Here is a 14,133-nt window from a genome sequence, read left to right as displayed (position 1 = left end):
AACCCCCGCGCCCGGCGAAATCTCTTGTACACCAAGCTAATCAAAGGAAAGCACATGGAAATCAAGAACATGGTCACATTGGCGGCCATGAACACCGACGACGATCTGTTCGACGACGCGCCGATCAGCGTGTTGAGCGTCGCCTACTGCGACGACGCGTATTTCGGGTGAATCGATGAGAACAGCAGCTACCGCGGCCTCGCCCGAGGCCGATCTGCGGACCTACCGGATCGCGCAGGCGGCCTCGACGTTCGGCAGCACCCTCACCGGCACCGCGGTCTCCGTGGTCGCGGTCGTCGGATTGGGGGCTGGGCCGCACGAGGTTTCGCTGATCGTGACCAGCGCGATGATCCCGCCGCTGGTGCTCGGCCCGGCGGCCGGGGTGTTACTGGATCGCGTGCGCAAGCCGCGGCGGCTGCTGCTCGCCGCCGACCTGGTCGCCGCGGCGGCGGTGCTCGGCTGTGCGGCGGGAACGAGCGCGGGTGTGCTGACCATCGCCGGCCTGGCCGCGCTGTCCTTCGTCCTCGGCGTCGCCCGGGTGGTGATCGAGGGCCTGTACTTCGGCCATCTGACCACGCTCGGGGTCACCGACCTCGGTCGGGCACGGGCGGGATTGCAGTCCACGACAATGGTTTCGCGGTCGGTCGGGGCGTCGGTCGCGGGTCCGCTGGTGGCTTCGGCGGGCGCGGCGGTCATGTTCGCGTGCGACGCGGTCACCTATTTGTTCAGCGCCTACTGCCTCACCCGGATCGCCGCGCCCGACCGGCGGACGACCGAGCAGCGGCACGGCTTCGCCCGCGAATTCCTCGACGGTGTAAGGGCTTTGCGCGGGCACACGTTGCTCGCGGCATTGGCCGTGTATCTCCTGGCGGGCGGGGCCGCCTCGGGCGGTATCGCCGCGTTGCGAGCGGTGTTCTTGCTCGACGACGTCGCGTTACCCGTTGCGGTCTACGGGATTCCGGCCGTGGTGGCCACGCTGTTCTCCGCCGCGGGAGCGCTGCTGGCCCCGCGCATTCACGCCAAAGGCATACCCGCGCGGCGAGTTCTGGCGGTCACGGTGCTCGGCGGCGCTATCGGCACCGCCGCGCTGCCGATGGCGACCGGGCCGACCGCGGCGGTATTGCTCGCCGCCTGCCTCGGCGCGGCCGTGCCGATGTTCTTCGGTGCGGTGCTCAACATCGCGCTGGTGACGGTCATGGGCGAGGTCGGCGACGGTTACTTCGCCCGGGTCGGCGCGCTGCTGGCCACCGGTACCACGGCGGCGAATCTGCTCGGTGCGGTGCTCGGCGGCGTGCTCGGCGAACGCTGCGGCGCCCGCACCGGGATCTGGGCGTTCGTTGCCGCGGATCTGCTTGCCTCCGTGGCTTTTCTGCTGATCATCGGGCGCACCCCGGCGGCCGACCGCAGCACCGACGAATCGATTGTGAAGGTGGCACCATGACTGCCGAATATCCCGACGCCCCGATGTCCGATGTGTGGGATGTCCTGCACGGCAACCGGATTCCAGATCCGTACCGGCCGCTCGAGGACGCGGACGATCCGGACAACCTCGCCTGGGTCGCATTCCAGCGGCAGTTGACCGAGGAATACCTCACCGCGCTGCCAGGCCAGGAACGGTTGCGAGAAGTGCTGCGCGACATCATCGTTCAGGGACCGACCGCCTCCCCGGTGAAATCCGCGGGCGATCGCCGGTTCCGGGTCGGCCGCGCGCACGTGGGCGGGCCGTGGCAGTTGCAGGTCGCCGATGCGCCCGCCGCGGACTGGCGGACGCTGCTCGACGCGTCGACCCTCGGTGCCGGGGCGATCCTGCGGCGGTGGACGCCGTCACCGGACGGCCGATTCGTGGCCGTGCAGGCGAGCGTGGGCGGGTCTGAGGATTCGACGCCGCTCTCGCTGATCGATGCCGCGACCGGAAAAGTGGTACAGACGTGCACATTGACCCGGTACTCACCGGTGGAGTGGCTGGCCGACGGCAGCGGCTACTTCTACGTGCGCCGCCACGACAACCGTTGCGGCAGCGGTGTTTACCGACATCACCTCGGCACCACGATCGCTGACGACGAACTGCTCGTCGGCGACGACAATCCGGTAGGCCGCTACCACCTCACCTTCTGGCACGACCGCTGGCTCATCCTGACCGGCCGGGCCGGCACCAGCCGGACCACTCGGGTATCGATCGCCGATGTGACCGAAGGCGGGCCGCCGCGCCCGCTCGAACTCGGCGGACTCTCCTCGGCCGGTGTCGTACTCGACAGTGCGGGCCGCATTCTGGCTATCTCCACCGCCACCTGCGAATTCGGCCAGCTGCTCGTCGCCGAACCGGATCCGTCGGGCGGCTGGGGTCCATGGCGGGTGCTCGTACAAGCCGACGAGCCCGCGGTGCTCGCCGCGTTCGCCCTCGCCCCGGCCGACGGCGACGATCGGCTGCTGATTCTGCGCACCCGGGACGGCTACGCGGAGTTGTCGGTGCACGATGCCGAGGACGGCACCTGGCTGCTCGACGCCGACCTGCCCGGCGCCGGGACGGTCGCCGCGATCAAGTCCACCGACGAACCGGGCGTGCTGGTGCTCAGCTACACCGACTGGATCCGGCCGCTCGGGGTGTGGCGGCTGGATCTGCGGTCGGGCCGGGTCACCTCGGACGAACCGTCCACGCGCCTGCTGCCCGGAATCACCGTCACCAGAACGACTTACCGTTCCGGCGACGACACCGAGGTGCCGGTGACAGTGCTCGCCCCGGCCGGGCCGCAGGTGCCCCGGCCGACCATCCTCAGCTGCTACGGCGGCTTCGGCATCACCTTCCGGCCCGGTTATCAGCCGGACGGGCTGACCTGGGTGCTGGCCGGCGGGGTCATGGCCATCGCGGGCGTGCGCGGCGGCGGCGAACGCGGACGCCGCTGGCATCTCGACGGCGCGGGCGTGCACAAACCCAACGCGTTCACCGACCTGCACGCCGCGGGCGACTGGCTGGTGGAGACCGGCTGGACCCGCCGCGGCGAACTGGCGCTGCTCGGCGGCAGCAACGGCGGGCTGATGGCCGTCGGCGCGATGGTGCAGCGGCCGGGCGACTATGCCGCGGTGGTGAGTGCGGGCGCCCCGCTGGACATGGTGCGCTACGAACGGTGGGGGCTCGGCCGCGCGTGGCGTGAGGAATACGGATCCGTCGACGACCCGGCGGCTTTGTCTGTCCTGCTGCGGTATTCGCCGTACTACAACGTCACGGCCCGGTCCGGCGAGCCGTCGCACCGCTGGCCGCCCGCGCTGTTCACCACCGGCGACAGCGATACCAGGGTGCCCGCGGTGCACTCCTGCAAGATGGTGGCCGCGCTCCAGCACGACGGTGGCGGGCCGGTGCTGCTGGATGTGATCGTCGGCAAGGGACACGCTGGTGGAGGTCCGGCCTCCGACAACGGGCTCATCTGCTTACTCGCCTTCGTCGCCCACCACACAGGGTTGCGGCTCGACGACTGATCCGGCAAATGCTCTGTTACGGTGTGCAATTAGCTCCGATCACCGCGGCCGCGGTGATCGGATCAGAGCAGGTCGTTCAGCATCCGGCCGACCAGGCTCATCATTTCGGGGCGATCGAAGTCACCGTGCGCGCAGTCCACCTCGATGACGTCGATACGGCCGCCGATATACGAGCGCCAGGCCTGTTCGAGCTCGTTCTTCACATCGATCGTCCGATTCCCCGCTTGGTCCAGAGTCGCGCCGAAAATGGTCAAATCCCCGGCATAGAACGGCGAGGTATAGCCGTCCCACAGTTTGCAGTTGTTGATCAGAACTGTGGTCAGCCGCTCCACCAGTTCCTGAATCACCGGCGCGTCGAGTTGCCCGTCGAATCGCTCGACCGCCCAGGCCTGCACACCGGCCATTGCTTCGTCGTCGGTCACATCGAAATCCGCAGCGGTGCCGTGCGGCGGCTGGCTGTCCAGCACGCCGACAAAACCCACTTCCATTCCCCGCCGGGACAATTCGGCCGCCATCGCCTGCGCGACGACACCGCCGTACGACCAGCCCAGCAGGTGGTAAGGACCTTCGCTCTGCAAGGTCTGTATGCGGTCGATGTAGTCCGCCACCATCTCCGCCATGGATCCGGCCGTCGGCCCGCCGTCCAGTCCGCGGGATTGGATGGCGTAGACCGCCCGATCGGGCAGGTGCCGGCCGAGCTGCTGGTAGAACCAGCCGAGACCGCCACCGGGATGCAGGCACCACAGCGGCTGCCGCGTGCCCGAGCCCTTCAGGATCAGCACCGGATCGAAATCCGTTCCCCCGGCGGCGCCTTCGTCGAGCCGCGGCGCCAGCAGCGCGACGGTCGGGGCATCGAAGATCAGCCGGACCGGGACGTCGACGCCGACCACCGCCCGGATCCTGCTGGTGAGGCGGGTGGCCAGCAGGGAATGGCCGCCCAGCTCGAAGAAGTCGTCATCGATGCCTACGCGTGGGAGCCCGAGGATTTCGGCGAACAGCTCCGCCAGGGTCCGCTCCCGGTCGGTGCGCGGTTCCCGGTAGTCGTTGGCGGACAACATTTCCGGGTCGGGCAACGCCGTGCGATCGAGTTTTCCGTTGGGGGTCAGCGGAACGCTGTCGATCACCAGCACGGTCGCGGGCACCATGAATTCCGGCAGGCGTTCGGCCGCCCAGCGCCGGACCTCGGCGGCGAGCAGGCCGGCGTGGGGATGGTTGGCGTAGACGCTCGGATCCGACACGGGGCCGGGCGCGAGGTACGCGTCGGCCAGTGCTCGGTCCCGCGCCGTCGCGGTGTCGACGAAGACCGCGTCCATGTGCCCGGGTTGTGCGGACCAGGTGACCGTGGTGACGTAGCCGAGTTGCTGTCCGAGCCGGTGCAGATCCTCCGGCACTACGCCCATATCGATCCGCGCGGTGCTGTCGGCCACGATTCCTTCGAATCCCACTGCCAGCGGGACGATTTGGCCGGTAACCGGCACCGGGTCGCCGGAACGGATCCGGTTCGCGGCTTCCATCTGGCCGGTCAGCCCGGCGTGCGGGATGCCGGTGACCCGAATTCCGCCGGGGTGGCGGGTGCGCAACAACGCACGCAACCAAACATGGTCGCGGAACTCGACTTTCGCCGCGTCGGCCACGGAGAGGGCGGTCACCGGAGCGGTGTGCAGGACCACGTCGTATCGGTACCTGGTCAACTCGTTCACCGAGAATCCGCGTTTGAGCCCGATATCCACGGCACCGAAGCCGAGCATCCGGTTCAGCGACAGGAAATACTCCGGCGACAACAACAATTCCTGTTCGGCCGCGATATCGCGGCGCACCCGATCGGCGACGACCGCGGCATCGTCACCCCCGTTGCGGCTGATCTGGACCGCCGTGGTGAACTCCTCCAGCAGGGCCAGATTGCGGATGTCGCCGACGAATACCGAACCACCGGGGGCCAGCAGCGTCAGCACCTGTTCGAGGACTCGCCGCAGATACTGTTCGCTCGGGAAGTACTGGATCACCGAGTTCAGCACGACGGTGTCGAAGTAGTTTTCCGGCAGTCCGGCGATGTCGTCGGCGCCGCGGACGCTCAGCGCGACCCGGTCGACCCACTCCTCGTTCAGCTCGCCGAGCCGTTGCCGCAGCGTGGTGATCGTCGCGTCGGAGAAGTCCGTGGCCCAGTACTCGTCGCAGTCGGGCGCCAGCTGCGACAGCAGCAGGCCCGAGCCGACGCCGATCTCCAGCACCCGTCGCGGTGCCAGCCCGCGAATCCGTTCGACCGTGGCCGAGCGCCATTCCCGCATCTGGTCCAGCGGGATCGCCGCCCCGGTGTAGCTGCTGTTCCAGCCGCCGAAGTCGGCGCCGAATCCGACGCTGCCGACCGTGGCTTCGTCCGCCGGGCCGTCGGCCTCTTCGGCCGAATACAGGTCGTCGTATACCCGGCGCCACTGCCCGACCAGCTCGTCTTCACCGACCGCAGGCCCGGACTTGTCGGGGACCACGTATCCGACCAGCTGCTTGCCGCCGATTTCGCTGTCGCGCACGACAACCACCGCGCGCGACACCGAGGGATGTTGCGCCAGAATCGATTCGACCTCGCCCGGCTCGACCCGGAAGCCGCGGATCTTGACCTGATCGTCGACGCGGCCGACGAACTCCAGCGCTCCCGCCGAATTCCAGCGCACCACATCGCCCGTGCGATACAGACGACCACCGGCGGGATCGAACGGATCCGCGACGAAGCGGGTGGAAGTCAGCCCCGCCCGCCCTTGATAGCCGCGCGCCAACTGCTCGCCGGCGACATACAGCTCACCGGCGACCCCGGCCGCCACCGGCATCAACCACGAATCCAGCACGTAGGCGCGCATATTGACCAGCGGCCGCCCGATCGGCACCGCCCCCTCGATCGCCGGATCGGCAGCGAAGGTAGTCGCGAACACCGTGGTCTCTGTCGGGCCGTAACCGTTGAGCACCTGAACATCGGCGGCGACCGTCTGTACCCGGCGCACCAGCGCCGAGGACAGTTCGGCGCCACCGGCGATCACCTGCGTCAGCCCCTGGAAAGCATTGCCCGGCAGCGTCTCGGCGTGATCCAGGAGGACCGCCAACAGCGCCGGCGTCGTGAACAACCGGGTCACCGAATGATTCGCGACCAGCTCCAGCATTTCCGTTGGATCCGAACGCAACTCACCCGCCAGCACCAGCGCACCGCCAGAACTCAGCGCCGCCCACATCTCGTACGTCGAAGCGTCGAACGCCATCGACGAATGCACCAGCACCCGCTCGTCCGCGCCCGGCAGCCATCCCTGAGACACGTGATTAACGACGTTCCGGTGCGTAACCCCAACGCCTTTCGGGACACCGGTCGAACCGGACGTGTAGATCACATACGCCAGATTCTGCGCTCTCGGCGCAAGCCGGTGGGTCGGACTGCATGTGTCCTCGACGGCGACCTCGTCCAACGCCAGCCGCGGCGCGGACGTTTCCGGCACTGCCTCGGCGATGGCCGGATCGACCAGGACCACGACCGGTGCCGCGTCGGTCAGGATGAACGCCAACCGATCCGACGGATAGGCCGGATCGATCGGCAGGTACCCACCGCCTGCTTTCAACACCGCCAGCAAGGCCACGATCAACTCCACGGACCGAGGCACCGCTACGGCAACAAGGCTGTCCGGCCGCACACCACGCGAAACCAGCACCCGCGCAAGCTGATCCGCGCGGGCATCCAGCTCCCGGTACGATACCTCGGTGTTCGCGTGGATCGCGGCGACCGCGTCCGGCGTCCGCGCGACCTGGGCCTCGAACAGCCCCACCACCGTGACATCCGGTTCGATCGCGACTGCGGTCTCGTTCCACCGGTGCAACACCAATTCGCGCTCAGCCGTGTCGAGTACGTCGACGGCACCCACCGGCGCACCCGGATCCGCCACCATCGCCGCCAGCATGCGGACGAAGCGTGCGGCCAGCATCTCGACCGTGCCGCGATCGAACAGCTCGGTCGCGTACTCGATGAGCCCGCTCCACGGATAGCCCGCGGGCGCGTCCCCGATGTTGAAGAACAGGTCGAACCGGGAGGCGCCGATGGACGCGTGGTAGGGCTCGAACCGGACGCCCGGCAGCTCCAGACTGGCCAGGTTGTTGTTCTGGAAGGCCAGCGTCACCTGGAACAGCGCGTGCCGGGCCGCCGAGCGGACCGGGTTGAGCAGCTCGACGAGCAACTCGAACGGCGCGTCCTGATTCTCGTAGGCGGCCAGCGCTTTGGTCCTGACCTGCCCGAGCACCTCGGCACACGAGGCCGACGGCGAGATCCGCGTCCGCAACACCCAGGTGTTGACGAAGAATCCGACCAGGTCCGCCAGCGCCTCGTCGGTGCGGCCGGCGATCGGCGAGCCGAGCGGAATGTCTTCTCCGGCACCGAGTTTGAACAACAGCATGGCCAGCGCCGATTGCAGCACCATGGACACGGTCGCGCCCTCGCGCGCCGCCAGCCGCTCCACACCGGCCCGCAGCCCGGGATCGATGTCGAACATGACCATGTCGCCGCGATAACTCGCCACTCGTGGCCGCGGCCGATCGGTCGGCAACCGCAGTTGCTCCGGCAGGTCGTCGAGCTCGCCGCGCCAGTATTCGAACTGCTGGGCCAGCAGGCTGTCCGGGTCCTCCGCCGCGCCGAGCAGTTCCTGCTGCCACAGCGTGTAATCCGCGTACTGCACCGGCAGCGCCTCCCAGTCCGGCGCCCGGTCCTGGCTGCGGGCCGCGTACGCCACCGACAGGTCGCGCAGCAGCGGGGCCATCGACCAGCCGTCGCCGGCGATGTGGTGGATCACCAGCACCACCACGCAGTCCTCGGTGCCGGGACGCACCACCGTGACCCGAATCGGGATCTGGCCGGCCAGGTCGAACCCGAACCGCACGGCCTCGGTCACCGCGGCATCCAGCTCGGCGGGATCGGCGTCGGTGACGACCACCGGCACCTCGATCGAGTCCACGTCGAGCACCTGCTGCGCGGGCGTGCCGTCGACCTCGACGAAGACCGTGCGCAGGCTCTCGTGCCTCGCGATCACGTCGCGGATCGCGGCGCCCAGCACCGGCACGTCCAGGCCGCGCATCCGCACTGCCAGCGGAATGTTGTAGGTCGCCGACGGCCCTTCCAGCCGATGGATGAACCACAGCCGCCGCTGCGCGTACGACGCGGGCACCACGTCCGGGCGCGACTGGGCCATCAGTGTGGGCCGCATCCGCACGTCGGCGTCGAGCCGGGTCACCAACTGCGCCACCGTCGGCGCGTCGAAGACCGTCCGGATCGGCACCTCGATCCCGAGCTCCGCCCGGATCCGACCGGCCAGCCGCGTAGCGGACAGGGAATGACCGCCCAGCTCGAAGAAGTTGTCGTCGATCCCGACCCGGTCGCGGCCGAGGACCTCGCCGAACAATTCGGCCAGCACCCGTTCGTCGTCGCCGCGCGGCGCGCGATATGCCGCGGACGAGGCGAACTCCGGCATCGGCAGCGCCTGCCGATCCACCTTGCCCGCGACGGTCAACGGCACCGAGTCGAGCACCAGCACCGCCGACGGCACCATGTAGTCGGGCAACCGCTCGGCCACGAATCGGCGTACCTGTCCCGGGTCGAGCGCGGTCGAGGCGGTGCGATCGGCGACTACGTAGCCGACCAGCTGCTTGCCACCGGCCTCGGTGTCGTGCGCGACCACGAGGGCTCGCGCAACCGAAGGATGCTGTGCCAGCACGCTTTCGACCTCGCCGGGTTCGATCCGGAAACCACGGATCTTGACCTGATCGTCGACCCGGCCCAGGAACTCCAGCCGCCCGGAGCTATTCCAGCGCACCACATCTCCGGTGCGGTAAAGCCGCCCGCCGCCGGCCGGATCGAACGGATCGGCGACGAAGCGGGCCGCCGTGAGTCCCGGCTGGCCGTAATACCCCCGCGCCGTTTGGGATCCGGCGAGGTACAGCTCACCGGCGGTCCCGATCGGCGTCGGCGTCAGCCACGCGTCCAGGACGAACGCCCGCACACCGGCCAGCGGCCGCCCGATCGGCACCGCGCCGGTCCGCATGGTCGCGGCGTCGGCCGCGCACACTGTGGCGAACACCGTCTCCTCGGTGGGACCGTAGCCATTGACGACCTCGATGCCGGGCGCGATTGCCCACACCCGGCGCGCGAGCGCCGCGGACACCTCTGCCCCACCTGCGACGACCTGTGTCACCGTCCGGAATGGATTGCCCGGCATGGTTTCGACTCGATCGAGCAGCACCGGCAGCAGACCCGGCGTGGCGAACACCCGGGTCACCGCGTGGGTCTCGATCAGCTCGGCCATCTCGGCGGGGTCCGAACGCGGTGCGTCGGTCAGCACGAGGGCGTGGCCGTCGCACAGGGTCGGCCAGATCTCGTAAGTCGAGACATCGAACGACACCGAGGTGTGCATGAGCACCCGCTCGTTCGGGCCGGTCGACCACTGCTGCGCGACCAGGTTGGCCACGTTGCGGTGGGTGATGGCAACGCCTTTGGGCACACCGGTGGAGCCCGAGGTGTAGATCAGATACGCCAGATTCTGCGGTCCCGCCGGGATGCGGCCGGCTTGTTCCTCGACGTCGGACTGGTCGACGGAGTCGAGATAGAGCAGCGGCGTCGCGGTGCCGGGCAGGATGCGCGCGGTGGCGCGGTCGGTCAGCACGACTACCGGCGTGGCGTCGGTCAGGATGAACGCCAACCGATCCGACGGATAGGCCGGATCGATCGGCAGGTACGCACCGCCTGCCTTCAACACCGCCAGCAAAGCCACGATCAACTCCACCGACCGGGGCACCGCTACGGCGACAATGCTGTCCGGCCGCACACCACGCGAAACCAGCACCCGCGCAAGCTGTTCGGCGCGAGCATCGAGTTCCTGATACGACACCTCGATGTCGACGCCGATCAACGCGACCGCGTCCGGCGTCCGGGCGGCCTGAGTTTCGAACAGTCCCACCAGGGACCGGCCCGGCTCGATCGAAGCGGCGGTGTCGTTCCACCGATGCAGGACCAACTCACGTTCGTCGGCGCTGAGCAGATCGATCGAACGCACCGGCACGTCCGGATCCGCGACCACCTGTCGCAGAATCCGGACCAGCCGACCGGCCATGGATTCGACCGTGGACCGATCGAACGAGGCGGGGTGATATTCGAGCTGAAGGGTCAGGGTCGGCGCGGTATTCGCGATTACAGTCAACGGATAGTGCGTAGGCGCGTTCGGCCGGGCGGTGCTGATGGCGAGACCGCCGGTCGTGGTGGCTTCGCCGATTCCGGTGTGGTCGACCGGATAGGACTCGAACGCGATCAGCGTGTCGAAGAGAACATTCACCCCGACGGCCTGATGGATGTCGCTCAGGCCGACATGGTGATGGTCCAGCAACGCGGTCTGCCGCGCCTGCAAATCCGTCAGCAGTTCGGTGAGACTGTTGCGGGGATCGAACCGTACGCGCACGGGCACGGTATTGATGAACAATCCGACCATGAAATTCACCCCGGCGATTGCCGGCGGCCGGCCGGACACCGTGGCACCCGCGATCACATCGTGGCTGCCGGTCGCCGTGGCCAGCAGAATTCCCCACGCGCCTTGCACCATGGTGCTCAGGGTCGTCCCGAGTTCCGTGGCCCGCCGGGTCAATTCCAGTGCCGTCGCCGACGGCAGCGGCACCTCGATCCGGTCCACTTCCGGCAGCTCGGACCCGTCGGTGGTGCCGCTCACGCTGTCGGCGAGCAGCGTGGGCTCGCGGACACCGTCGAGTTCCCGACGCCACGCCTGCACGCCCGCGTCGGCGTCCTGCTCCCCCAGCCACTTCAGGAACTCTTTGTATTCGGCGACGGGCGGCAGCACACCGGACCCGCCATACAGCCGGAACAAATCCACGACCAGCAGCGGCAACGACCATCCGTCGACCAGCACGTGGTGCGCCGTCAAAACCAACTCGGACCGGTCCGCGGTCAGTCGCACCACCATCAACCGCAACAACGGTGGAACCGTCACATCGAAATGCGTATCCCGGTCCTCGGCCAGCAGTTGCCGCAAAGCCGCATCCCGTGCACTTTCGGCCAGTCCGCTCAAATCCACCACACGCCAAGGCAATTCCACCCGGTCCAGCACGACCTGAACCGCGTCACCCCGGCGATCGGAAACGAACCCGACCCGCAAATTGGCATACCGATCCACTATTCCCTGACCGGCGGCCCGCATCCGTTCCACATCGACCTGGCCATCCAGGCCGAACACGATCTGCATGTGATACGCGTCGAAACCGGACCCGGCCAATACCTGGTGGAACAACAGTCCCGACTGCATCGAGGTCAGCGGCCACACATCCACCAACCCCGGATACCGGTCCTCCAGCACCTCGATCTCGGTCTGCGCCATACCCTTCGACAGCACATCAGAGGGAGACAGGCCACCCCCGCCGGCCGACACGTGCCCGGCCAACCCGGCGACCGCGTCCCGCCACAGGTCGGCCAGCTCTTGTATCTCGTTCTCGGCCAGCACTTCCGGGGGCGCGGCGAACACTGCCTGCAACACCGGCCCCTCGTCGGTGTCGAGCACGATGGTATTGACGTCCAGCACCGCCATCGCGGGCATCGCCGCCAGCGCCGGATCGACCGGGCTGATCAGCTGCCCGGCATCGACCGACGGCGTCCAGCCCGCGCCGCGCAGTCGATGCGGCAGGAGGTCCGTCGAGGTGAAGCGGCCGAGGTAGTTGAACCCGATCTGCCCGGCCGAATACTGTTCCAGCACTTCCTCGGTCGCGGGATTCAGATATCGCAGCAACCCGTAGCCCATGCCCTTGTCCGGCACCGCGCGCAACTGTTCCTTCACCGATTTGACCAGCGCGCCCGCGGCCGGGCCACCGGCGCACAGGTCGTCCCACGCGGCCGTGGGCGCGGTCAACCGCACCGGGAACATGCTGGTGAACCAGCCGACGGTGGTCGACAGATCCGCACCGGGCACGACGTCTTCCTCGCGACCGTGCCCCTCCAACCGGATCAACACCGACGCCTCGCGCACACCCCGGCGCTCACGCCAGCGGTGCACGGCAACCGTGAGGGCCGCCAGCAGGCCGTCTTCGACGCCGCCGTGGAATGCGGCGGGCAAGGTTGTCAGCAGAACCTCGGTGGCCGCCACCGGAATCCGCACCAGTGCATGACCGGCGTCGGCCATCACGTCGATCGCCGGATCCAGCGGCCGCTTGCCGAGCATCGGATCGGGTCCGTCGAGAACCGAACGCCACCAGGACAACTCGGCTACCCGCTCCGGCCGGGCCGCCTGCTCGACCAATCCGTGGGCCCATCGCCGCATCGAGTTTCCCGAGCGGGCCAACACCGGCGTCAGCCCCGTCGACACGTCCTGCCAGGCGTTCGCCAAGTCCGGCAACAGGATTCGCCACGATACGCCGTCGACCACCAGGTGATGCGCCACGATCGACAACCACCCCGCCTGATCCGGACCCGCGTCGAACCACAGGAACTGCACCATCACGCCCGCCGACGGAGCCAACCGGCCCACGGCAGTTCCCATCTCCGACACCACGAATGCCGAGATGTCGGCTACGTCGACCACCGATATCCGGGACACCAGGCCATCCACGTCCACCGAACTCGCCGGTGCCACGTCGAGCCCTGCCCCGCGCTCGTCATCGACCAGTCGTGAGCGCAACATGTCGTGGCGATCGATCACCGCCGACAATGTCGCGACCAATCCGGCCCGATCGATGCCTACCGGCAGATCCAGCACCATCGACTGGGTGAAACTGTCGAACCCGCCGCCGAGGTTCCGCACAAACCGGGCGACCGGCAGCAACGGCATCCAGCCCACCGCACCGGTGGGCAACTCCGCCAGCACTTGTCCGGTCAATTCACGCCCGGCGGCGATCGCCGCCAATGCCCCTGCGGTCTGCTGCTCGAACACCTCACGCGGAGTGACCTCCACGCCCAACTCGCGCGCTCGTGACACCACCTGAATCGAGCGAATGCTGTCGCCGCCGAGTTCGAAGAAGCTGTCGTCCACGCCGACGCGATCGAGGCCCAGCACCTCGGCGAATACCGATACCAGGACCCTTTCCTCCGTCGACACCGGCGCCCGGTATGCCCGGGACGAGGTCAGCTCCGGGTCGGGCAGGGCTTTGCGGTCCACCTTGCCGTTCGCGGTCAACGGCACCGCGTCGATCACCAGCACCGCGGTCGGCACCATGAAGTCGGGCAGCCGCTCGGCGACGAAGTCACGCACCTGCGCGCCGTCTACCGAGCCGGTCCGATCGGCCACTATGTACCCGATCAGCTGCTTACTGCCGGTATCGGTTTCGCGCACGACCACCACGGCTCGGGCGACCGACGGATGTTGTGCCAGCATCGATTCGACCTCACCGGGTTCGACCCGGAAGCCACGGATCTTGACCTGGTCATCGACGCGACCGACGAACTCCAGGGCTCCCGCCGAGTTCCAGCGCACCACGTCGCCCGTGCGGTACAGGCGACCGCCGGCCGGATCGAACGGATCGGCCACGAAGCGCGACGCCGTCAGCCCGGCGCGGCCCTGATATCCCCGCGCCAATTGCGCACCGGCGACATACAACTCACCCGCGACGCCCACCGGCACCGGTGTCAGCCACGAATCCAGCACGTAGGTCCGCATATTGACC

Annotated in this window: 3 protein-coding genes (1 of these 3 only partly in view); 2 read left to right on the top strand and 1 reads right to left on the bottom strand. The window is 68.3% G+C overall.

Going from position 1 to position 14,133, the window contains the following annotated elements; translation table 11 throughout:
- Positions 1-175 precede the first annotated feature (175 nt).
- Positions 176-1,441 carry an MFS transporter gene (locus F3087_RS08250; protein WP_150401254.1) on the top strand — a complete coding sequence of 422 codons (1,266 nt, stop codon included), beginning with the start codon at positions 176-178 and terminating at the stop codon, positions 1,439-1,441.
- Positions 1,438-3,471 (top strand): prolyl oligopeptidase family serine peptidase, encoded by a 2,034-nt coding sequence (locus F3087_RS08245; RefSeq protein WP_150401253.1) that lies wholly within the window; start codon positions 1,438-1,440, stop codon positions 3,469-3,471. Before F3087_RS08250 ends, F3087_RS08245 begins: the two co-directional genes overlap by 4 nt.
- A gap of 62 nt (positions 3,472-3,533) precedes the next feature.
- On the opposite strand, the gene F3087_RS08240 is transcribed toward F3087_RS08245, so the two are convergent.
- Positions 3,534-14,133: the 3' portion of a non-ribosomal peptide synthase/polyketide synthase gene (locus F3087_RS08240; RefSeq protein ID WP_150401892.1), read on the bottom strand. The gene runs 10,100 nt beyond the window's last position; the window shows 10,600 of its 20,700 coding nt (coding positions 10,101-20,700); its start codon lies off the right edge, out of view; it ends in the stop codon at positions 3,534-3,536.

It is taken from the genome of Nocardia colli (assembly GCF_008704205.1).
GTDB lineage: Bacteria > Actinomycetota > Actinomycetes > Mycobacteriales > Mycobacteriaceae > Nocardia > Nocardia colli.
This window is presented reverse-complemented; position numbering and strand designations above follow the sequence as displayed.